Raw genomic sequence first — 23,456 nt, forward strand, 5'->3', positions numbered from 1 at the left:
CATCCATACATATATTGTATCAAAATGCCCAAAAACAAGAAATACAAACTAAAGAAAAACAGCACAATTTCTTGTGCTGTCTAATAAGTTCATTTACCCATAAGCGAGTAAGAACCTCAGTAAAAAGATATCTGTTTTTTAAAAGAATCAATCGTTTTTATATCAATACTGATTCTTTAACAACTGAAGAAAAAAATTACATTATTAATCATATTAATAAAAGAAAATCTTTACTATAGAGACATCTTATTAAAAGATTTTAAAAATGTAGCGATTTAAATTTCACCTCATATAATAGTGTTCTAATATAAACTGGTCTTAACTACAAAACCATTATATTATTTTAAATTGATGAGATCATCTATTCATTGATTTTCAAATAAATTTTATTATTATCCTCTTTAAAAGTAATCATTCTTTCTTTAATAATTCCATTATTATATTCTATCAACATTTTAATTTTACAAGTTTGTAATACTTGTATAACTTCTTTTTTTATCTCTTGATCAGTTATACTTAAATCATCAATATTTAAAGGAGTATATATCATACTTCTATAATTTAATCTATCTTGTTGATTATATAATATAGACATCTCTTTTCCTTGTTTGATTCTAATCCAAAATAACCAACCATATTTTTTTATACTATCTTGACTATAATCTGCACTTTCTAATCCTTCTAAACATGTCTTTTCAATTTTCAAAACATCTTCATTATAATATTCTTCTAGTTCATCTGCTTCTATGTTATACCAGCTTTTTAAAATCAGCTTATCACTTTCACGTAACTGGTCAAACAGTTTATACTGCATATTTATATTATTGTTATTTTTTAAATCTATCAAATTGTCTTCAAGTAGATCTAATGATATTACTCGATATAAATCAATATTTCCACTTTCAATTTCATAAGTTATTTTATTTATATTATGTCCTATAACTCGTATATCAAATGGCAAGAATGCTCTTTTTCGATTATACTGCCAGTATGATCCAAACATATCTGTGCTCATATCTATAGTTATATCATCATCATTTAATTCATAACTTTGGCTATTAGCATAAATATTGGTAATAAAATAATTATTATCATTAGTCTTGATATCATTATTTAATCCTAAATCAAAATACATTATTCCAGCTATTATAATAGCTGCTATTACTGGATATAATACCAATTTACGCTTACTGCTTTTTTTTGTTAAAATCTTGATTTTAATTTGATCGAGTTTTTGCTCAGAAATATTTATTCTATCAATAATCTTTTTATAATCATCAGCCATCATGATCCTACCTCCAGTTCTATCTTCAATTTCTCACGTGCTCGTTTTAAACGCTGTTTAACCGCTGAATCACTAATTTTCAAAATTGCAGCTATTTCTTTTACAGAATAACCTTCGTAATAATATAAGTGAACCACACCTTTGTATCTAGGAGATAATTTAAATATTAGTTCCTGCAAATTTAAATCTCTATTATTTTGAAAATAATATTTTTCTTCAAAAGAAACAACATTTCTCTGCCAATAACTTTTTAAATTATTTTTACATAAATTGACAGTAATTCTAAGCAGCCATCTTTTTATATGTTCCTCATTATTAAAATCCTTTTTCTTTAGTAGCTTAAAAAAAGTATTTTGAACAATATCTAATGCATCAGCCTCATTTTTCAAATATAAAAATGCAATCTTATATACCATTTGACTATAACATTCAAATATCCGTTCGAATTCAATTTCATCCATTAATTCTCCTCCCTTCACTAAACTAACAATTCAATACCATAAATAGTGACAAAATATAAATAAAAAACAACCTATTTCAATTACCAGGTTGTTTTTTATCAATCAAAACTTGATTTTTAGCTTAATAGCACATAACTAAACCTCTATAATTTATAGCTATTAACCCTTCTAACAAAAAATATTTTATCTGTTTCATATACATCTACATGATTACTGCTTTCAAGCCAGACCCTATATTCAACATATATTTTATCATTATTAAATTCAATTTTCGTCGTATCAATATTAAATATCGCTTTATTAAAAATAGAAAAAGAAAAAAGGATGATAATCGTAATTATACTAAACCCAGTTCCTGTTATAATGGTCTTTAATATTATTTTAATGATTGATCTTTCTTCTTTTAAAATATCAATTATTATAAAAACAGATGGTAAAATCAAGAAATTTATTATAAGCAGGATGTTTATAAAGATACTAATTAATGGGTGAAAATAAACGCGAAAATCTAATTTACGATTTATCAAACAGTACAAAAAAACAAGACCAAATGAACAGATATACCATATTAAAATATTTCTATTAATTTTATTAGAATTAAAATCAATAATAACTTTCTTTACTTTTTCCAACATATCCAAAACAACTCCACAACTAATATCAAAATTTATTATTTATATCACATATTTTAAATAGATAATATTAGTCTATACTGTATGAGACATAATGTAAATATTTTAATACTTGATTTTTACTAATAAAAATAGGTTAATTAAATCATAAAAAAGCTTATTTATAAGAATTTGCTGTAAGATATAATAGAAAATAAACCGAGAGTCGATAAAGATAAAATAAAAAATTAATATGAATTATTGCAGAAGACAAGAAAAATGATATTATTAAAGTGACCAGAACAAAAAGGTATTGCTGTTACTCATTGACAAACATATCAATTAATAAAGGTTAATCGTTATTTTAAAACATCTTAACTATTCATAAAGAACTATTATGAATCGTACATTGCTGTTATAGTTTAGACAACGATTTTATCATTGATGTGCATTAGCTAAGAAAACAACAATATTTGGAAAATCTAAGCTATACTCGTCTTACAAATTTGAAAAACCAAGTAATAAAGATAGATGGTCACAAAGAAAGAAGGATATGTATGGAACAAATCATTTTTAAACCAAAACTTTATAAATTTAATACGTGCAAAGAATTTATCGATGAATTTAATCTTACAAATAAAGATCTTATTCTTACAAACAAATATATCTTTGACCCGTATTTTGATCAAGAAAATTGTCCAGCTGCAATTATTTATCAGGAAAATTATGGTAACGGTGAACCTACAGATATTATGGTTGATGCTATTATTCAAGATGCTTCTAAAAATAATTATGATCGTTTGATTGCTATTGGTGGTGGAACCGTCATTGATATTGCTAAAATACTGGCAGTAACTAAAGGAAATAATGTAGATTATTTGTATGAACATAAAAATGAACTAACTAAGTATCATCAATTATTGATCATTCCTACTACTTGTGGTACTGGTAGTGAAGTAACTAATATTTCAATCATCAATCGTACTCGTTTAGGCGTAAAAATGGGCTTGACATCTTCTAATATGTTTGCAGATTATGCTATCTTAATTCCTGAATTATTAAAAACTCTACCCTTTAAAGTTTTTGCAACTAGTTCTATCGATGCTCTAGTTCATGCTGTAGAATCAAGCTTGTCACCTAAAGCAACTGCTTATACAAAGCTTTTTGGTTATAAAGCTATTGAAATGATCATCACTTCTTACCAAAAATTAGTTGATCAAGGAAAAGAAATTTTACCTGATTTAATGAGTGATTTTTTAACTGCTAGTAATTTTGCTGGATTAGCCTTTGGAACTGCCGGATGTGCTGCTGTTCATGCATTAAGTTACCCACTTGGTGGTACTTATCATGTTCCTCATGGTGAAAGTAATTACGCTATTTTCACTGGTGTATTAAAAAATTATAAGAAGATCAAGACTGATGGTGAACTTGCTGTAATGGAAAAATATCTAGCTAATCTATTAAATTGTAATACTGACATAGTTTATGATAAACTAGAAGCTCTATTAAATCAAATCTTACCCAAAAAAGCACTTCATGAATATGGTGTAACAAAACAAGACCTTAATGATTTTACTGATAATGTTATAAATACTCAGGAACGCTTAATGGCTAATAATTTTGTTCCTTTAAACCGACAGCAAATATATCAAATTTATCAAGAATTATATTAGAAACAAACTTATGAGGGTTCATATGAACCCTTTTCATTTTAACTAATTCTTTAAATGTTCTAGCAGTTTATTATACTAAAAAGAATAGAAAATTTTAGCTTCCTATTCTTAATGTTATAAATTTTTAATTGATTCTCCAACCTTCAGCTTTTTCTCTGATTTCAATGAAACGCTTATAAATTCCTTCTTGTTCAATCAATTCATGATGAATACCTTGTTGCACAACTTTTCCCTCATCAATAACAAGAATCTTATCTGCATTTTGAATTGTTGCTAAACGATGGGCAATCGTTATAATTGTCTTACCATCTGTTAATTCGCTGATTGCTTCTTGAATCAAATGCTCATTTTCAGGATCAATACTTGCTGTTGCTTCATCAAGGATGATAATCGGAGCATCTTTAAGAATAGCCCGAGCAATCGAAACTCGTTGTTTTTCACCTCCAGATAAAGAAGAACCACCTTCACCAATAATCGTATTATAGCCATCAGGCAATGTCATAATAAAATCATGACAGCGTGCTTTTTTTGCAGCTGCAATAATTTCTTCGTCACTAGCATTGCTCTTACCAAACTTAATGTTATTTTTAATGGTATCATGAAATAAATACACATTTTGAAAAACCATACTCACATTACTAAGTAAAGAATCACAAGTAAACTTTTTAATATTTATTCCATTGATTTTAATAGCTCCTTGATCAACATCATAAAATCTTGCTAATAAACTACATAATGTAGATTTCCCGCTTCCAGAACGACCAACAATTGCTGTAGTCGTATTTTGAGGAATTTTAAATGAAATATCATGCAAAATTTCTCGTGAATCATAACCAAAAGATACATGATCAAATTCAATATCAAAACTATTTAACTTTATTTCTTTACCATTTTTATCAATATAATTAGCCTGTTCAATTGCTTCAAGTTTGTCCATAGCAGAATCAATAACTCCTAGTACATGAGCAGAATCATTTACGGACTCTACACTACCAAAAATAGTAAAAGAAAACATACAAAACATCAACATGATAGGTAATTCCATTTCTCCTTGATAAGTCATCAAAGCAGTTATTAAAACTAAACATACAGAAGCTAACTTTAATACAAATAAATGTAAACAATTATAAGGGGTAAAACCCATTTCAATCTTAATATTAATTTTTTTACTATCATGACAAGCCTTTTTCATACTTGCAATTGATGCTCCTTCTTGTCCAAATGATTTAACTATTGGTAAACCACGGACATATTCAATAACAGCATTTGACATTTCCTCTACTGCCTTTTCATTAATCGGTGCATTTTTTTCACTTTGACAAGTTATTCCATGTAAAAAAACTAATGATAAAACAACTCCAGCAATCGCTACTAATGCAGCACTAATGCTAAAAAAAGCCAAACAAATAATACAAGCTGCAACATTAATATAACCATTAACAACTTCATTGATCATTTTCATTCCCTGCAGTTCTAATGCCGATAATTCTGTCGTCACGGTACTTAAAATATCTCCTGCCCTATTTTTTTGAAAATAGCCTAAAGATACTCGTTTTAAAACATCACCAATTTTTATTCTTTGTTTTGCAGCAATCTCATAACCAATACTTTCTTGTAATTTAGCTCGCCAATACGTAAAAACATAACGTAATAAGACTAAAATAACGATACCAAGAAAAGATAAAATAATTAAATTATTATCAAATGGCTGTTTGTATTTACTACTATCAATTACTTCTCCTAATACATAAGCAGCTACTATCGTTGGTGCTGCTCCAAACCACGTTGCAAAAAAGGCACAAACAAATCCTAGATACATTCTTTTTTTATACTCGTGACACCATTGAATGATCCTTCTTGTCGTTTTAAACATACTCCTTCACCCCTTTTTTTGATACTGACCAGACTTTAGCACCAATATGCGCTTTCCACATATCTGCATATAGTGAACTGTTTTGCAATAACTCATCTTGTGTTCCAATTGCATCGACTTGACCATCTTTTAACAAAACGATTTGATCGGCATTTTGAATCGTTGATAATCGATGAGCAATAACAAGTAATGTTTTCCCTTTAGTAAGCGCCATAATAGATTTTTGAATCTTATCTTCATTTTCAGGATCAGTAAAGGCTGTGGCTTCATCAAGAATAACAATTGGAGCTTGCTTTAAAATTGCTCGTGCAATTGCGATTCGCTGCTTTTCACCACCAGACAATTTCTTTCCAGCATCACCAGCAGAAGTTTCATAACCATTTTCTAACTTTGCAATAAATTCATCACAACAAGCAGCTTTAGCAGCTTCATAAACTTCTTCATCACTAGCTTGAAGATTGCCAAGTCGAATATTTTCTTTTAGTGAACAATTAAACAGAAAATTATCCTGAGTCACAAAGCTGACCAGCTTAGATAATTGTTTTAAAGGAATATCTTCAATTTTTTTATCACCTATTTTAATACAGCCCCTGCTAACATCCCAAAATCTGGCAATCAATCGCGCTACCGTTGACTTACCACTGCCACTAGGTCCTACTAAAGCTGTAAAAGTACCTTGGGGTAACTTCAAATTAATATTTTTTAATACATTATCAGTTTCCTTACCTGTATATGAAAAATCAACATTTTCTAATTCAATATCATAATTTTTTAAAACAACATTTTCTTTAGCATCTTTTAATTCAGGCATATTGATAAACGCTAAAGTTTCTTTAATTCCATATTCCATCACTTTTAAATCATTAATAAATATTTGTAAACGCATCAATGGTGCCATAATACTTAATGATAAGATCAAACACATACATAGCTGCGCAGCTGTTAATGAGTCATTAACATAAAGACATAAACCTGCTGGTAAAGTAACCAACAATGTTGATGGTAGAATTGAAAACGCTAGATACATCAACTTCCACGTGCTTTGATACCATGCTAACGTAAATTCTTTAAAAGAATCAACAGCTTTAGCAAATTTCTCATAAGAACTGCTTGTTTGATTGAATGCTTTAACTACTTCAATTCCTTCAACATATTCGACGATCACACTATTAACATAATTGTTTGCTTTCATATAGGCATCATATTTTTCATTAAAATTTCTCATCATGATCTTAAAAGGTATCAGTGCCAAAGGAATCGTAGCTAATGCCATTCGTCAATCAAAAATAAATAAAAAAATAAATATTCCTAGAGGAACCACTGTATTTCCTGTGGCTTCAGGAATAAAATGTGCTAAAGGCGGTTCAATTGATTCAACTTGATCAACAATTACATTTTTTATTTTTCCGATCGTTTGATTCATAACATCACCTAATGGCGCTTTCATTAATTTATCAGCAATCTCCATTCGTAGCGTCTCTAAAATAGTATAAGCGCTAATATGTGATAAAATCGTTGAAATCGCAAAAAATACTAAACGGACGATATATCCACTAATACTAATACCACACCAAAATAATATTTTATAAGAATCTATCCCACCTTCAATAAATAATTTTATAATTTGGTAAACCCCAATAAAAGGGACAAATCCACCGCATACACTAATAATCGAACAAAGTACTGATATCATCATTTTTCCTTTACAGCGCGAAGCAAATGATAACAATGCTTGAATCCATGTTTGTTCTTTTTTCACAAAAAGCCCTCCTTTTACTTGAATTAATTGAAAATAATTGCTATATAATAGTTAGAAATTTCTAACTAATTTACAAAAATAATTTAAAACTAATTTATCATTTAAGCAATACTTTCATCGTAATTGTGTTGAATCGTGCTTAATGTTCGTTGAATGTGGCTCATGGAGGAAATTATGAAAAATAAAGTTGATAATTTACTAGAAGATTGTTTAAACCAATTAGGCTTTTTGCCTTGTCCTTGTAAAGATAACGTAAATATAGAAGGCACTTGTTATGAACTGCCTCATGATTTAGGTGAAGGTTATTATTGGTATTATGAAAGAGAGGGAATGTTTGCAATTGGCATGATCGATATTCGTTTTAAAAAAGATAAGGTTATTGCTTATAAACAGCAGGATTTTATTTCTATTAGCTACTATGATACTATTTTTGCTGAGGAATTAGCACCATATAAAAGATTGAATGCAAATTGTATTAGAGGACATGTTTCTAATCATCAAATATATCGTGCTAAATATCATAAAAATGTTCCTATCAAAGGAATTGAATTAATATTGATGCCTGGTTATTATCATGATTATTTGAAGCAAAAATATCCTAATGAGTTTCTTGATTATAAAAATGCTTTCTTGAGTATCGATGGTATTAATGATTTTCCCCAGTTAGTCCTATTGATGCGCCAATTACAAAACTTTAAGGGAACGGGATTAGCAGCTCATTTATTTTATGAAAGTAAAGTTTCTGAAGCATTATCCTTGATCATTGATAAATCGATCAAAAGTAAAAATATTGTTTCTCATAATGAGTTATCAAAAGAAGATCTAGTTAATTTAGATGCTGTAAAATCATATATAAACGATCACTTTGCTTTTAATATTAAAACTGATACCCTTACAAAGATTGCTTGTATGGGACAAACAAAATTACGTAATTCATTTAAAAAATGTTATGGCTATACGATAACCCAATATATCCAAAATAAACGTATTGCTCATGGCGAATATTTATTAGTAGCGACAGATTTTACAATCAAACAAATAGCACAATCCGTTGGATATCACCACGCTGGTCGTTTTGCTGCCTTATTTCAAAAAAATACCGGACTCTATCCTGATGAGTATCGAAAAATAATGAAAAAATCAAATAATTGATTTGGTTATCATACATTACCATAAAAAAACTAGCACTTTCATGCTAGTTTAATTTCCATTCATTACTCATATTTTGCAAATCAACCATTCTTTTATAAACACCATTTTGTTTTATTAATTGCTCTGGTGTTCCTTGTTCAACAACCTGTCCATCTTCTAAAACAACTAATTGTGAAGCATTGGCAACCGTCCGCATTCTATGGGCAATCATTATAACTGTGCGCCCAGTAATTAAATGTGATAAAGCTTTTTGAACAAATGTCTCACTTTCAACATCTAATGAAGCACTGGCTTCATCTAATAAAATAATTGGAGCATTTTTTAAGATTGCTCGAGCAATTGAGATTCTTTGACGCTGTCCCCCAGAAAGTTTTGAACCATTTTCTCCAATTATTGTATTATAACCATCAGGTAAAGTTTCTACAAATTCATCACAAAACGCTAAGCGAGCTGCTTCTTTGACTTCATCGTCAGTAGCATCTTTTTTACCAATTCTAATATTTTCTAAGATCGTATTATTAAATAAAACGACATCTTGAAAAACGATTGAAAATTTTGATAATAAAACTTCTGGATCAATTGTCGCAATATCGATTCCTCCAATTGTAATCATTCCTTGATCCAATTCATAAAAACGAGCTGCAAGAGAAGCACAAGTTGTTTTACCGCCACCACTATTACCGATCAAAGCCGTTATTTCATTTTGTTTTGCAACAAAATTAACATTTTTAAGTACCTGCTTTCCTTTTTGATATGAAAAACTTACATTTTTAAACTCGATATCATAGTTAGTAGGATCAAATGTTTCTTGTCCAGTTTGTAGGGGATAGTTTTCAATTTCATTAAGACGATCGATTTTAGGATCACAGCCAATTATCGCAGCTAGATTTTGTAATGTCGCACTCAATGGATCGTAAAGACGTGAGGCAACGATCAAAAAGAGCATAAAAATCTTTAAATCAATCGTATGATCAATTAATGAAGTTACACCATATATTACAACTGTTGCGATTCCTAATTTTAAAATCAATTGTGAACTTACCACAAATAGAGCGTTTGTTAACTCTGTTTTAATTTGACTTTTTTCACAATCATCAATTACCTGATCAACTTCCGTTAAATATTCATCAACAAAATGATTTGCTTTTAAGTCTCTAATTGTTTCCATTCCTTCTTGAATCTTTTCAGTTCTTACTAATTGCTTTTGCCGATCTTTAAACCCTGCATTACTTAGTTTCCTTTTAGCCAAAATGACTAATAAAAATGATACTGGTACGCACCAAACAGCAGCTAATGCCATCTTAAAATCAAAGAAAAACATTGATAATGAAAGTAAGATCGTAGAAGCAATCGAACCAAAAAACTCTGGAATAAAATGTGATAAGGCCTGCTCCATTCCCGTAACATCTGAAAGAATCGTTGTCGTTAAATCCGAAAGATCACGCTTTGAAAAAAACATTAACGGAAATTGTCGTAATTTTTCAGCTACTCTTATTCGTAGTCTCGCACTTTCTTTATAAGTGTTATAAAATGTCATGTTATATTGAATATAATGAGCCACGTAGATCAATACTACAACAACAATAAATTCAATAAGATAGATACCATAAGATATATTTTTATCGTTAAACAATAAATCTAAAACATCACAAGTAAAATAATATAAAATACCGATAGACATTGCAATGGCTAAATATGAGATCGTACATGAAATACATGCTTTAACCAAGTTTATAGCACCTAAGCGCGTCAATGCAAAACGTGCCTGAATCTTTTCTATCATGATGCTTCACCTACTTTCCAGTCAACAGATTGACAATATTGTTTCCACATCTTTGCATATAGCCCGTTTTCTTTAACTAATTGTTCGTGATTACCACTTTCAACGATGCTTCCACCATCAACAACATAAATACAATCAACATTGACGATCGTTGATAAACGATGAGCTATCATGATCGTTGTTTTATTATTAGTTAATTCCATAATTGCTTTTTGCATCAGAATTTCATTATCACTATCAGCATATGCTGTTGCTTCATCAAGCAATAATATAGGTGCATTTTTAGCAATCGCTCTAGCTAAAGTTAACCGCTGTGTTTCACCACCCGATAAATAAACTCCTTGACTGCCTATCTTTGTCTCTAGTCCTAAGTCAAACTTTTTAATTATCTCACTACATTGGGCTTTATCGACAGCTTCAATGATTTTATCTTCACTAACTTGTAATCCCATTTTGATATTATCTCTAAAGCTTTTCTTTAGTAATCGACAATCTTGAAAAACAAACGAAATTTTATTCATCAATTCTTTTTCACTTAAATCTTTAACATTGATACCACCAATTTTGATATTACCTTTAGTTACATCATAAAATCTAGGAATCAAAGAAACTAAAGTTGATTTACCACCACCACTTTTGCCTACAAAAGCAACTGTTGTACCACTTTTTATTTTTAAATTGATATCATGAAGTACCTCATTACTACTACCTGGATATGAAAATGAAACATGTTCAAACTCAATGTCATTATTAATGATCTTATTTGTACTCTTTGAATAAGAAAAAGGTTTTTCATTAATGATTCCTTCGATTCGATTTACGCCATCTTGAGCTAACATCGTATTTTCGCTAGCAAACATGATTTTATTTGTAGTTACAGCAATTATTGGGGTAAAAATCACATAAAATAGAAAATCAGGCATTAATTTTCCTAAATTAAAACCATTTAAAATCAATAATATCATTGCCCCGATAATAAAGATGAAAATACTATTAATAAAAGTAGTAAATAAAGTCATTGGTATACGCATTTTATTGGTGTAACCAATTGCAAATTTTTCATAATTTTTTATTGCCTGATGAAAACGATCAAATGAAAAAACAGTTTGCTGGAACGTTTTAACTACTGGAATCCCACGAATATACTCTACCGCCTCATTGCTCATTCCTTCTAATGCATCCATATATGCTTTCATTGAATCTTGCAAATCAGGTCCAACCATTTTAAACATATTGGATAAAGCTAATAATGTTGGAATCAATGATGCAACTGCAAACTTCCAGTCAAAAATAAATAAACAAACAATTACAGCACATACAGTTGTTATCAACTGTGCCATATCTGGTAATTGGTGTGCTAGATATGTTTCTGTTGAAGCTGCTGCTTCATCAATAATCTTTCTTAATTTTCCACTACCCTCTTTGGAAAAATAACCTAATGGTAATAATACTACATGGTGTAAAGCTGCTTTTCGCATATTTGAGGCAATTCGAAATGCGGCTAAATGCGAACATAATAAACCAGCAACATATAATAGAATTCCAATTACTGCACAAATTAAAGCATAATAACCATATTGAATCGCAACATCACCTTGACTATAATTTGGATATACATCCAAAATGACATCAATAACTTTCCAAATCCAAATAAAAGGCATTAACAACATAATTGCACTTATTACTGAAAATATGATGGAAAGAATTGTTAAATATTTATATTTGCCGGCATAAGCAAATAATTTTTTTAATACTGCCATATCATCCCTCCTTACAAAAGTTAGTTAAAGCTAACTTTTATAAAAGTATACCGCTATATTTAACTTAACGCTACTCCAAAATATTATAATTGCTCCATTTTAAGATGCAGTTTACGATATTGCTGTGGTGTCATTTCAGTATATTGGTAAAAAGCTGCTGCATATTTACTAGGATTACAATAACCTACTTCATTGGCTATTTCAATAATTGATTTATTTGTATTTACTAATAAACCAATACTGTACTCTAATCGATATTCTTTATACCATTGATATATTGGTTTACCATAAATTTCTTTAAATGCTTTTCTAAAAGTATGAATATTAATATTATATTTATTTACTAATTTTTCTAAATCATATTTATCAGATAAATTTTTACTTAGATCAGCTTTGATTGCTTTAATTATCTCAATTTGTTTTTTGGGATAATAGCGCTTCTTATTTTCTAAAATTCCAAAATCATGGTGACTTAAAAATAATAACAATTCCAATACCTTGATTTTTAAATAATCTCTTTTCATTTCTTCTTCTATTTCATACATTTCCAAACAAATATGTTCAATTTGAGCTGTTGCTCTAAAAATATATACTCTAGAATTATCTTTTAATCTTTGAGCAATCGAATCAATATCGATATGAAATGCTTCCAATATTTTATTATGTCTAGCTGTATCGATTTCTATTAAAATTTCAACACCATTATAATAACCAAGCGGAAATGAATGGGTCATTTTATCAATAGGGTTAAAACTAATCGCTAAATCACCTTGAGATAAATAAGCATAATAATTTTTATCATACTGACATTCAAACTTACCTTTTAAACAATGGTTGATTTCAAGATAGCATTTCTTATTAGAATTATCTGTTGGCGCTTCAAAGCAATGAAAATCGTTATAAATAACTTGAATACCAGGGTAGACATCAATACTATACATTACACCTTTACCATCAGTTTGACCTATCTGATATTCATTTTCATATTTATTTATATTTTTTATCTTAACAAACGGTAATTCGATATCCTCTAACATTCTTTTCCCTCCGTAATATCGAAAACAGAATAACGATCGTTATTCTGTATCTTTTAATGATTCTCCTAAATCAATTCTTTGAATCTGTTTATTTAAAAATATGTTAACAACAAGATATGTAATTAAACCAACAATAAATATCATTACATATAAATACCATGAAATATATATTTCAAGATATCCTGCAAATCTAACCATCGCTTGAATAAATAAAATTTTTAGGCCATATTTACAAATTGGTAAACTAATCAACAATGAAAAAATAACTACCAAAGTTGTTGCTTTAAGATAAACCTTACTGATTTCTTGATCATCATATCCCATAACCTTTAAAAAAGACATATAACTAGCATTCCGATCTAATACTAATTTCGTTAAAATATACATTACAACTAAATAAATAATTATTGCAACAGCCGTCATAATAGGAATTACTTGAGAAAAAGATTCTATCATCTGTTGACCAATTTTTAAAACATCATCTCTTGTAATTGTTGTTGCGATATATTCATCATCGATATTCAATTTTTTATCAGATAAATAACAATTATAATAATCCAGATCCTGCTTCAACAACTCATTCAATGAGCTACGTGACATATAAGCACTAATGGTCGTACGGCTATCATAAATATCATAAACTTTTAATATATATTCTTTATCAGTATATATATTAGTAAAAGTAACAGTATCACCCTTTTTTATTCCTACTTTTTTACTAAAGTCATAAGATATTACGATTTCATTATCGTCTGGTAATTTGATATCTGGATAATATTTTGAGTTATTATCTAAACCATAAAACGATACATCTAAATCAATATCCCCAGCTTTGAAATATGTTTCTAAAGAAGTATAAACTACTCTTTCCCCATCAGCTTCAACGGGAGCTTTTAAAATATATTGGTAATTAGATTTTACACTATCATTCATATTATCAAGATATTTGTTGATTGAAGGAGCAACACAGAAACCAAAAGTCAATAAGAAGCTGGCAAAAACAATTCCAATCATTAAAACTAAATAACTTCCTTTATTTTGAAGAATTACTCTTTGGCGATAACGTTTAATAAAGGATTTTTGTTTTAAATGAACATAGTGACGTTTTTTATTTTTACTTAAATCTCGTCTTAAAAATTTTAATGGTGAAATATTTAATTTACGCCAAAGCATTACGTAATTCACTACAAATATAATAGCGACGGGAAGTATAGTAGTATTGATAAATGTTTCGTAAATAAATTTTAATTGTAATGGTGGTAAACAATAGTTACTATAATACATCGTTGAAAAAAATGAAGGCATTAGTGTGTATCCCAAAATATTACCAATAATTGCACTAATAATAACGATGATCATTGGTACCGCTAAATAATGATGAATCAATTCATATTTAGTATACCCATTAGCCAATAATGTACCTATGACAGTTGCCTGATCTTCAATAACTGCTTGAGAAATAACAACAAAAATAAAGGCTAAAATGACCAAAATTATGTAAAATAACATATTCATCATTGGGATATCGCCACCCATATCATTTGGCAAAAAGGAAATTGTTTGATTCATTTGCTGTGTCATCATTCCTTTTGGCATGAATCCATTTTGAAGACAAATATCTCTAATTTTATTTAGCTGATCATAGTTTTCTTTATCACTAGCATCATCATTATTTAAAAGATAACTATATGTGTAATTTATATTTATATCGCTTAATTGTTCAAACAAATCATCATTTACGATCGCTACCCCAAAATGAATTGCATCCATCATCAAATCATTATTATCTTCAATTAATGAACTATAATCAGGTAAACTTATATACCCAACGACTTTTAATTTCATTTTATCAATATTGATCATACTATTTATTTCATAATTATTTTTAATAGCGAATAACCGATCTAAAACAATTTCTTGATTATTTTTTGGCATCCGACCTTGATAAACAGTAGCCAGATTAATATTTTTACGTTCTTTATAAATTCTTAATGTTGCATCATTTTTAATATTTTGTTCACTATAAAAATTTTCATAAATGCTTAATGGTTCTTCATTAATTTTATTAATTACTTCTTGTGTCAAAGGAGAATTAAGGGTAATTTGGCCATCTTCAACAAGACACTCTTCTTGACTTTGTTTAAGTAGATCTTTAACGCTATAAGCAACGCTAAAGAAACCTGATATTGTTGCAATCATAACGATCATTACTAAAGCAATGGCTAAATAGCGAGCTAAGTTATTAGTGAATTCTTTTTTTAAACTTTTATTTAATGGATTTTTCACACTTACCACCTACCATTCTAATTTTTTGGCAGTAATTCTTGATGAATTTAATGAGTTAGAAATAATTTGTCCATCATGTAAACGTAGTATTCTTTGAGCCATTTTAGAAATGGCATCATTATGAGTAACGATTAAAATCGTCGTTCCATAATCATTATTGATTTGTTCTAATAATTCTAAAATATCCTTAGATGTATAATAATCTAATGCTCCAGTTGGTTCATCACATAATAGTAATTTTGGATTTTTAGCTAAGGCTCTTCCAATAGCCGTTCTTTGCTGCTGCCCTCCTGATAATTGATTAGGATATTTATTTCGATGTTCGCTTAATCCTAATTTATTTAATAGTTCTTCTACAGATAAGGGATCTTTACTTAGATATGCCCCAGTTTCGATGTTTTCTTTTACCGTTAGATTAGGTACTAAATGATAAAACTGAAACACAAATCCCAAAGTATCACGTCGATACACTCCCAACTTAGCTTTTGATAAAGTAGAAATATCAATACCATCAACAACTATTTTACCACTATCAATCGTTTCAATTCCACCAATTAGATTCAACAAAGTAGATTTACCAGAACCTGATGGTCCTAACATGACACATATTTCACCCTTTTCAATTTTACCATTAACGCCTTTTAATACTTGAATTCGGTTCTCTCCCTCCCCATAATATTTTTGAACCTCCCTTAATTCTAAATACATAAAGCTCCTCCTTTATCTTAAAACTTCTGTTATTTTAGCTGCGCGATATCCTGCTGATTTAACTAAATCGCTAATAGTTTCACTTGTCACAGGTTGTTTTGTTAAAAGCGTTGCTACATGATTATCTAAATCTACTTCCATATAATAACCATCGATTTGATTAAAAATATTTTCAATCCGTCTTTGACAATTACTGCAAGTCATTCCCTTGATTTCCATTGTTGCACAATATCGATAATGTTCTTTTTTTAAATCCTGTGGTTTGATTTTTTTAGCAGGACTATCTGTTTCACCACCACAACATCCTCGGGTGATTTTTTTTAAATATGACTTAACACTAAATATGCCTAAAACAATCAAAATGATTACAATTATTGTTGTTGTCATACGGTCCCTCCTTTTGTGTTAGCTTACTCTAACTACATATATCTTATGCTTGATTGTTAGTCTTGTCAAACAAATAAATAATAAAATATTGACTTTAAAATAAAAAGAAAGCTTTAAAATCAACAATTTTAAAACTTCCTTATTTTATTAATCCTATAAATCATCTTCAATTGCACAAGATTTAGCATAAGCAGTTGATTTAGCTTCAAAAAAATCAGTTTTGATATTATTAGCATTACTATAAATACTTACCCATTTCATCGATTCAGGCTCTTTTTCATAACCTTCATAAAGTGTTCCAAAATTTAATGATACTGCTCGTAAATTCCCTAAATAATGAATATAATCACTAATCATTTTGCTAGTTAATCCTTCGATTCGATCACCTAAAACATATTGTCCCCATGAAATTTCTTCTTCGACACCACGTTTTAACATCTGGCGATATTCTTTTATTTTATCTACAGTAAACAAATCTGGTTCTTCTTTTTGTAATTCAAGAATAATATTTCTAAATAACCAAAGATGCGTATTTTCATCACGATTAATATAGCGAATTTCCTGCGCTGATCCTGACATTTTACCCATTCGTCCTAAATTATAAAAGAACATAAATCCCGAATAAAAATATATTCCTTCTAAAATATAATTAGCCATGATCGTCTTCATTAAATGAAAACTATCTTTATTTTCAAGAAAAGCATTATACTGCTCACCAATAAAGTTATTTCTTTTTAATAGATGTTCATCATATTTCCATTGATATAATATTTCATCTCTTTTAGCCGGCGAACAAATCGTATCAAGCATATAACTATAACTCTGTGAATGTACTGCCTCTTGAAATGCTTGAATCGTTAAACAAAGATTCACTTCATTTGCTGTAATATATTCACCAATATTCGGAAGATTCGCAGTCTGCAAAGAATCTAAAAATACTAAAAAAGATAAAATCTTATCATATGCTGTTCTTTCAGCCTCACTTAATATTCGATAATCTTGGATATCCTGAGTTAAATTAATTTCTTCAGGAATCCAAAAATTATTCATCGCCTGGCGATACCAGCTGCTGACCCATGCATATTTCATATTATTAAAGTCATTTAAATTAGTCGTATTACCATTGATCATCCGACGTTTTCTTACATCAATATCACCAGATGCATTAAATAACGCTTTTTTCTTTAATTCCATTTTAACCTCCTATGAGCTGCATGATTCACACTCTTCAATTTCAAGAGATTGACTACGAACATAATAGATCGTTTTTACTCCATATTGCCAAGCTTGAAGATACAGATCCAATAATTTTCTAAAAGTAAATTCATTAGTCATATATAAATTAACCGATTGCGCTTGATCAATATGACGCTGGCGAATTCCAGCAGCTTTAATGATCCAGTTTTGATCAATATGATGAGCATTTTTATAAAGCCAAAATGTTTTCATGTTCAAATCTGGTGCCACGCGAATAATCATGCTGCCCTTTTTTTCTTCCATAAAATATTTTTTCATAATTGGATCTACAGCCGCACTAGTTCCTGCAATAATTGAAGTCGAACTAGTTGGCGCAATAGCTAAAAGATAGCCGTTTCTTAAGCCATATTGTTGAATCTTCTTTTGCAGCTTTTGCCATTTTAAATCATTATATTGGCGTTTTTGAAAATATGCTCCTGTTGCAAAGTCACTACCTTTAAATAATTCATAGCTGCCTTTTTCTTTAGCTAGATTACAAGAAGCTTCTAAAGTTAAATAATTAATTTTTTCATAAAGATGATCAACAAACTTTAAATGTTCATCACTTTCAAAAGCAATTCCCTGCTTCACCAGCATATGATGGTAACCACTTGTTCCTAACCCAATTGGTCGATATTTTTGATTAGTTATTCGGGCAAAAGGAACAGGATAATAATTTAAATCGATTACATTATCTAAAGCCCGAACAACTACATTAATAATATGTTTTAATTCGTCATCATTTGTAACATCTATTCGCCCTAATGTTAATGAAGCAAGATTACAAACCACAAAATCTCCAGGTTTAGTTTTTTCAACTATTATTGTTTCTTGATCAACTTTAATTTCTTCATAAGGCAAAATTTCCATCGCTTTCATATTTTGCGCTATTTCTGTACATAAATTACTACAATAAATAATTCCTTGATGACCATTAGGATTCATTTTATTTACATGATCACGATTAAACGTAAACGGTGTCCCCGTCTCTACTAAAGATTTAATAATTAATCTTACAACTTCTTTAACTGTCATCACGCGTTTTGAAATTCGTTTATCTACAACACATTCATAATACTTTTGTTCCCAAACTTCACCATAGTAATCTTCTAAATAATATCCTTTAGCTTCATAAATCTCATGCGGACACATCATATACCAAGGTGCATCTAAATCATTTTTAGCTAATTTCCAAAACAAATCAGGGTAACAAACAGCCGGAAAGATATCATGTGCTTTCATCCGATCATCACCATTATTAGTCCGAAGCTGTAAAAATTCTGGTAGATCTTTATGCCAAACATCTAGATATACTGCAGCAGCACCTTGTCTTACACCTAATTGATCTACTGCAACTGCAGTATCATTAACTAATTTGATCCAGCGAATCACCCCACCAGCAGCACCTTCAAATCCACGGATACTACTGCCATTTGCACGAACTTTTCCAAAATAAAGACCCATCCCGCCACCATTTTTAGATACCTTAGCAAAATTATCAACACTTTTATATATTCCCGCTAATGAATCATCAACTGTATCAATAAAACACGAACTCATTTGGTGAAATGGTTTCCTGGCATTGGACATTGTCGGAGTTGCCATTGTTACTTTCAATGTACTTAAAATATCATAAATTTCTCTAGCCCATTTAACTTTATCTTTTTCTTTTAAAGCTAAATGCATCGCAATCAACATAAACATCTCTTGGGGTTTTTCTAAGATTTCACGTTGATGATTTTGGATTAGATAGCGTTTCATGATCAACTCTAAACCACTATATGTAAACAATTTATCACGTTCATCTTCTAAATAATTACTCAATTCTTCAATTTCATATTGGGAGTAATGTTCTAAAATATATGAACCATAGTAGCCTTGTTTAGTTAAAAATTTAATTTTATCATAAAAAGTAGTAATATTATATTCTTTCATTTTTTTATCTACTCTTTGATATATATCATAACTTAAAAAACGTGTTGATATCATTTCCCATTTTGGAGCTTCTTTACTAGTTAATTCATTTGCTGCCTTTATCAACATTGTTAAAGCTTCTTGAAAACTCATCTCTTCTTTATAAAAAGATTTAAATTTCGCTAATAATAATTGTAAAGAGTATTCTTTGTCGGGATAATCTTTTTGAATCGTATTAAAAATTTCTATTAATCCTTCATCTTTTATTAAAGCAATTAATTCATTTATGATATCCCGTTGCTCACTATGTTTTTGACGATATAAAATATATGCCTTTGCTACTTGAAGATATCCTTGTTTCATTAATGCCTCTTCTACTTTATCTTGAATCATTTCAACATTAATTTGATCAGCTAGATCTTTTTCAACTTCCTCAATAATCTTATCTAAATCAGTTTTACCAATAATTTGATCAAGACTATTAAAAGCCTTTTGAATAGCTAGTTTTATTTTATTTTTATCATATTCTTGATATAAACCATTTCTTTTTTGAATTTTCATCATTTCACATCCTTAGGTAGCCATTCTAGCATACTACTTATAATTGCTTCAATCGATATGCTTTTAATTAAAATTTTGATCATAAAAATCTTCACATAATTGTAATAAAAAATGCTTTTTTTCTTGTTGATAAAAACGTCTGATCAAAAAAATTATTATTGTCCCTGCCACTAATGCACAAAGCATATCAGTCATTGAATCATGTACACCGGTTTTATAATGATTAATACAGTCGTTATTAAACAAGATCAACATCATATATTCAAACAATTCCCATAACATCGCAATTGCAAGATTTGTATTAAAAACAAATAATATAAATATCTTGTATTCTTGATGATCTATGATCTTTTTTTCTTTTTTTATTATATAAAAAAGAATAACAGCTAATAGAGAAGCAAATATCCCACTTGAAAAGTGTAAAATTTTATCAAAAAATGGTAAATTATATCCATTAAAACAGCTCCCAATCAATGATGCAAAATACATAAAAATAAGATTAATAATATAAATCTCATTTGTAGCCTTTAATTTAAATAAATAAAATAGGCAAGGAATTATTAATGGTGTTATTAATGCTGCAAATCCCATAAAAAAAGCCGTAGAATTATTATTTACATAATTAAGATAAAAACCAATAATTGAAGTTAAAATATATATTATAATGCATAATTTTAAAACTAACTTATACTGTTTTTGTTTGCTTAACATATCAATAATCACCTATCATTTATTTTAGTATTAATATACCCATTCATCCTATATTTTTACTACTTTATTATATTAATAATTATAAAATATATTCAAAGTTAATATTCTTTTGCTTTTTCTTTATTTTATATAAAAAAACTTAAAATAAGAATATTTCAATTTAATATTTCTAAAAATGATAAATTATTATTAAAAATTAATTAAGTATTAATATAAAAAGTGTTAAAATAAAAATAGATCATAAAGAAAGGAAGTATTGTTATGAATAATATTAGTGATGATTTAAAAAAAGTATTTTTAGCAGGAATTGGAGCTGCCGCTTTAACTTTTGAAAAATCAAAAGAAGTTATTGATGAATTAGTTCAAAAAGGAGAATTAACCGTTGAACAAGGGAAAGCATTAAACGAAGAATTAAAACATAATCTTACTAAAAAAATGGAAAAACCTGTATCAGTAGAAAAAATGAGTAAAGATCTAGAAAATGCAAGCCCTGAAGATCTAGAAATTTTAAAAGCAAAAATTGAAGAATTACAAAATGCTACAAACAAACAAGAATAGCCAAAAAAATATGAGCAGTAAACGACGTCTTATTCAAATTATTAATATTTTGAAAAAACATCATCTTACTAAAGGAATCGATCCTGTTAAATTTAGAATTATATTAGAAGATTTAGGACCTACTTTTGTAAAAATTGGACAAATTATGTCTTCTAGACAGGATATGTTTTCACAGCGTTACTGTAAAGAATTAATAAAACTGCGTGATAATGTTGCTCCGCTTGATATTCAAACGGTTCGTAATGTAATTGAAAATGAATATGGATGTGAATTAGAAGAAATATTTTTAGAATTTGATGAAAATCCTTTAGGAAGTGCCTCAATTGCTCAAGTACATAAGGCTACTTTGAAAAATGGGAAAGCTATTGTCGTTAAAGTTCAAAGACCTAATATTTATGAAACAATGGAGCAGGATATCTCATTAATTCGACGTGCAATCAAATTGCTTAAAATTAATGAGGCCTTAGGTAATGTTGTTGATTTAAATATTGTTTTAGATGAATTTTGGCATACTGCTAAAGAAGAAATGGATTTTTTAAATGAAGCAAAGTTTGCAAATTATTTTACTGACCTAAATAAGGATATAGCTTGCATTGGTACTCCTGTTATTGAAACAGATTACACGACTAGTAAGATTTTGATAATGGAATACATAGACGGCTTTGAAATCGATCAAATTGAAATGCTTTTAAATAATGGCTATCAGCGTAAAGAAATTGCTGCAAAATTAGCTGAAAATTATATCAAACAAATTGTTGATGATGGCTTCTTTCATGCCGATCCCCATCCTGGTAATCTTAGAATAAGAGATGGTCAAATTATCTGGATTGATTTTGGGATGATGGGTATCTTAAAGCCTGAAGACAAAACTCTAATGAAAAGTGCTGTTATGGCCATTGGTAATAACGACACACAAAAGTTAGTAGATGTTATTTTAACTTTGGGCAATCATGATAATCGCATTGACTATACTTTGTTTTATGATGATATTGAAACCTTTATGCACCATTACGTTAATACCAATTTAAAAGATATCAACCTGGGAGATGCAATTCAGGAAATATTTACAATTGCTCATAAACATCGTATTTCTATGCCCAAAGGCATCAGTATGTTAGCACGAGGTTTAGTAACCATTGAAAGTACTGTTATGTTAATAGATCCTCATATAAGTATTGTTGAAATTGCAGCTAATCATGTTGCTAAACATATGTTTAGTCATTTTGATTTAAAAAAAGAATTAACGTCAACAGGTAAAAAAACTTATGATGCTTTTAAACATACTATTGATCTTCCAATTCAGTTATCTGAAGTCATTAATATGATTAGAAAAGGCCGTTTAAAAGTTAATTTAAATATTATGGATTCCAGTGTTCCATTAAAATCTGTTAATCATATGGTTAATAAATTAACTGTAGGCATTGTTAGTGCTGGATTATTAATGGCCAGCAGCCTTTTATGTACGACCCAAATGACCCCTAAAGTATTTGGAATTCCTGCTTTAGGTTTTATTGGCTATATTACAGCTGTAGGACTTGGGATATGGCTATTATTTACCGTTTTGAAAGAAAGAAAACATCCTAAATAGTAAAATAAATAATCGTAAAATCTAAATAAGACGTTTAATATATCTAAAGCTAAACTTAAAAAATAGAAAAGATAATTATTTAAATTAAAAATCTGATAATAACCTTGGGGATA

The 23,456-nt window shown here is 28.9% G+C and carries 17 protein-coding genes and 1 pseudogene; 4 read left to right on the forward strand and 14 right to left on the reverse strand.

The window, feature by feature from the left end; genetic code table 11:
- Window positions 1-361 precede the first annotated feature (361 nt).
- The 3 genes from OC535_RS10160 to OC535_RS10170 form a co-directional block, all read right to left on the reverse strand.
- Complete coding sequence (locus OC535_RS10160) at window positions 362-1,288, reverse strand: hypothetical protein (protein ID WP_498823733.1); 927 nt, start codon at window positions 1,286-1,288, stop codon at window positions 362-364.
- A complete protein-coding gene (locus tag OC535_RS10165) occupies window positions 1,285-1,746 on the reverse strand; it encodes an RNA polymerase sigma factor (RefSeq protein ID WP_227053719.1) in 462 nt (153 codons plus the stop codon). The genes OC535_RS10160 and OC535_RS10165 overlap by 4 nt, the downstream gene beginning before the upstream one ends.
- A 143-nt stretch (window positions 1,747-1,889) precedes the next feature.
- Window positions 1,890-2,381, reverse strand: coding sequence for a hypothetical protein (locus OC535_RS10170; protein WP_498823734.1), 492 nt, complete (start codon window positions 2,379-2,381; stop codon window positions 1,890-1,892).
- A gap of 533 nt (window positions 2,382-2,914) precedes the next feature.
- Between OC535_RS10170 and OC535_RS10175 the strand changes: the two genes are divergently transcribed.
- Window positions 2,915-4,030 (forward strand): 4-hydroxybutyrate dehydrogenase, encoded by a 1,116-nt coding sequence (locus OC535_RS10175; protein ID WP_498823735.1) that lies wholly within the window; start codon window positions 2,915-2,917, stop codon window positions 4,028-4,030.
- Window positions 4,031-4,154: 124 nt separating this feature from the next.
- Here OC535_RS10175 and OC535_RS10180 read toward each other — a convergent pair whose 3' ends face one another.
- Both OC535_RS10180 and OC535_RS10185 read right to left on the reverse strand, forming a co-directional pair.
- Window positions 4,155-5,903 carry an ABC transporter ATP-binding protein gene (locus tag OC535_RS10180; RefSeq protein WP_498823736.1) on the reverse strand — a complete coding sequence of 583 codons (1,749 nt, stop codon included), beginning with the start codon at window positions 5,901-5,903 and terminating at the stop codon, window positions 4,155-4,157.
- Window positions 5,896-7,599: pseudogene (locus OC535_RS10185) on the reverse strand (ABC transporter ATP-binding protein). The gene OC535_RS10180 and the pseudogene OC535_RS10185 overlap by 8 nt, the downstream one beginning before the upstream one ends.
- Window positions 7,600-7,836: 237 nt before the next feature.
- Between OC535_RS10185 and OC535_RS10190 the strand changes: the two are divergent.
- On the forward strand, window positions 7,837-8,814 hold the full coding sequence (locus OC535_RS10190; RefSeq protein WP_498823737.1) for a helix-turn-helix domain-containing protein: 978 nt from the start codon (window positions 7,837-7,839) through the stop codon (window positions 8,812-8,814).
- A 43-nt stretch (window positions 8,815-8,857) separates the two neighbouring features.
- On the opposite strand, the gene OC535_RS10195 is transcribed toward OC535_RS10190, so the two are convergent.
- The 9 genes from OC535_RS10195 to OC535_RS10235 all read right to left on the reverse strand — a co-directional run bounded on the left by OC535_RS10195 (window position 8,858) and on the right by OC535_RS10235 (window position 21,197).
- Window positions 8,858-10,597, reverse strand: coding sequence for an ABC transporter ATP-binding protein (locus OC535_RS10195; protein WP_498823738.1), 1,740 nt, complete (start codon window positions 10,595-10,597; stop codon window positions 8,858-8,860).
- On the reverse strand, window positions 10,594-12,357 hold the full coding sequence (locus OC535_RS10200) for an ABC transporter ATP-binding protein (RefSeq protein WP_498823739.1): 1,764 nt from the start codon (window positions 12,355-12,357) through the stop codon (window positions 10,594-10,596). The genes OC535_RS10195 and OC535_RS10200 overlap by 4 nt, the downstream gene beginning before the upstream one ends.
- A gap of 83 nt (window positions 12,358-12,440) precedes the next feature.
- A complete protein-coding gene (locus OC535_RS10205; protein WP_227053478.1) occupies window positions 12,441-13,394 on the reverse strand; it encodes a helix-turn-helix domain-containing protein in 954 nt (317 codons plus the stop codon).
- Window positions 13,395-13,433: 39 nt separating this feature from the next.
- Complete coding sequence (locus OC535_RS10210) at window positions 13,434-15,680, reverse strand: ABC transporter permease (RefSeq protein WP_498823740.1); 2,247 nt, start codon at window positions 15,678-15,680, stop codon at window positions 13,434-13,436.
- Window positions 15,681-15,689: 9 nt separating this feature from the next.
- Complete coding sequence (locus OC535_RS10215; RefSeq protein WP_498823741.1) at window positions 15,690-16,388, reverse strand: ABC transporter ATP-binding protein; 699 nt, start codon at window positions 16,386-16,388, stop codon at window positions 15,690-15,692.
- A gap of 12 nt (window positions 16,389-16,400) precedes the next feature.
- On the reverse strand, window positions 16,401-16,775 hold the full coding sequence (locus OC535_RS10220; RefSeq protein ID WP_227053475.1) for a heavy-metal-associated domain-containing protein: 375 nt from the start codon (window positions 16,773-16,775) through the stop codon (window positions 16,401-16,403).
- Window positions 16,776-16,928: 153 nt separating this feature from the next.
- Entirely contained in the window at window positions 16,929-17,969 is a 1,041-nt protein-coding gene (locus OC535_RS10225) for a ribonucleotide-diphosphate reductase subunit beta (protein WP_498823742.1), read from the reverse strand.
- A gap of 9 nt (window positions 17,970-17,978) precedes the next feature.
- Window positions 17,979-20,486, reverse strand: coding sequence for a ribonucleoside-diphosphate reductase subunit alpha (locus OC535_RS10230; protein ID WP_498823743.1), 2,508 nt, complete (start codon window positions 20,484-20,486; stop codon window positions 17,979-17,981).
- Between the two features lie 63 nt (window positions 20,487-20,549).
- On the reverse strand, window positions 20,550-21,197 hold the full coding sequence (locus OC535_RS10235; protein WP_498823744.1) for a DUF2238 domain-containing protein: 648 nt from the start codon (window positions 21,195-21,197) through the stop codon (window positions 20,550-20,552).
- 261 nt (window positions 21,198-21,458) lie between these two features.
- On the opposite strand from OC535_RS10235, the gene OC535_RS10240 reads away from it, so the two are divergent.
- Both OC535_RS10240 and OC535_RS10245 read left to right on the forward strand, forming a co-directional pair.
- The gene (locus OC535_RS10240; RefSeq protein ID WP_227053472.1) at window positions 21,459-21,755 is read left to right on the forward strand and encodes a phasin family protein; all 297 of its coding nucleotides are present in this window, start codon (window positions 21,459-21,461) and stop codon (window positions 21,753-21,755) included.
- Entirely contained in the window at window positions 21,733-23,343 is a 1,611-nt protein-coding gene (locus OC535_RS10245) for an ABC1 kinase family protein (protein WP_227053471.1), read from the forward strand. Before OC535_RS10240 ends, OC535_RS10245 begins: the two co-directional genes overlap by 23 nt.
- The last annotated feature ends 113 nt before the right edge of the window (window positions 23,344-23,456 follow it).

It is taken from the genome of Clostridium sp. Marseille-Q5894 (assembly GCF_946902305.1).
Taxonomy (GTDB): domain Bacteria; phylum Bacillota_I; class Bacilli_A; order Erysipelotrichales; family Coprobacillaceae; genus Thomasclavelia.

Excerpts from the sequence above, each read along its gene's own strand:
- OC535_RS10235 (WP_498823744.1), bottom strand. The coding sequence starts at position 21,197 with ATGTTAAGCAAACAAAAACAGTATAAGTTAGTTTTAAAATTATGCATT.
- OC535_RS10245 (WP_227053471.1), top strand. The coding sequence starts at position 21,733 with ATGCTACAAACAAACAAGAATAGCCAAAAAAATATGAGCAGTAAACGA.
- OC535_RS10225 (WP_498823742.1), bottom strand. The coding sequence starts at position 17,969 with ATGGAATTAAAGAAAAAAGCGTTATTTAATGCATCTGGTGATATTGAT.
- OC535_RS10220 (WP_227053475.1), bottom strand. The coding sequence starts at position 16,775 with ATGACAACAACAATAATTGTAATCATTTTGATTGTTTTAGGCATATTT.
- OC535_RS10190 (WP_498823737.1), top strand. The coding sequence starts at position 7,837 with ATGAAAAATAAAGTTGATAATTTACTAGAAGATTGTTTAAACCAATTA.
- OC535_RS10215 (WP_498823741.1), bottom strand. The coding sequence starts at position 16,388 with ATGTATTTAGAATTAAGGGAGGTTCAAAAATATTATGGGGAGGGAGAG.
- OC535_RS10180 (WP_498823736.1), bottom strand. The coding sequence starts at position 5,903 with ATGTTTAAAACGACAAGAAGGATCATTCAATGGTGTCACGAGTATAAA.
- OC535_RS10165 (WP_227053719.1), bottom strand. The coding sequence starts at position 1,746 with ATGGATGAAATTGAATTCGAACGGATATTTGAATGTTATAGTCAAATG.
- OC535_RS10240 (WP_227053472.1), top strand. The coding sequence starts at position 21,459 with ATGAATAATATTAGTGATGATTTAAAAAAAGTATTTTTAGCAGGAATT.
- OC535_RS10230 (WP_498823743.1), bottom strand. The coding sequence starts at position 20,486 with ATGAAAATTCAAAAAAGAAATGGTTTATATCAAGAATATGATAAAAAT.
- OC535_RS10160 (WP_498823733.1), bottom strand. The coding sequence starts at position 1,288 with ATGATGGCTGATGATTATAAAAAGATTATTGATAGAATAAATATTTCT.
- OC535_RS10195 (WP_498823738.1), bottom strand. The coding sequence starts at position 10,597 with ATGATAGAAAAGATTCAGGCACGTTTTGCATTGACGCGCTTAGGTGCT.
- OC535_RS10205 (WP_227053478.1), bottom strand. The coding sequence starts at position 13,394 with ATGTTAGAGGATATCGAATTACCGTTTGTTAAGATAAAAAATATAAAT.
- OC535_RS10175 (WP_498823735.1), top strand. The coding sequence starts at position 2,915 with ATGGAACAAATCATTTTTAAACCAAAACTTTATAAATTTAATACGTGC.
- OC535_RS10170 (WP_498823734.1), bottom strand. The coding sequence starts at position 2,381 with ATGTTGGAAAAAGTAAAGAAAGTTATTATTGATTTTAATTCTAATAAA.
- OC535_RS10200 (WP_498823739.1), bottom strand. The coding sequence starts at position 12,357 with ATGGCAGTATTAAAAAAATTATTTGCTTATGCCGGCAAATATAAATAT.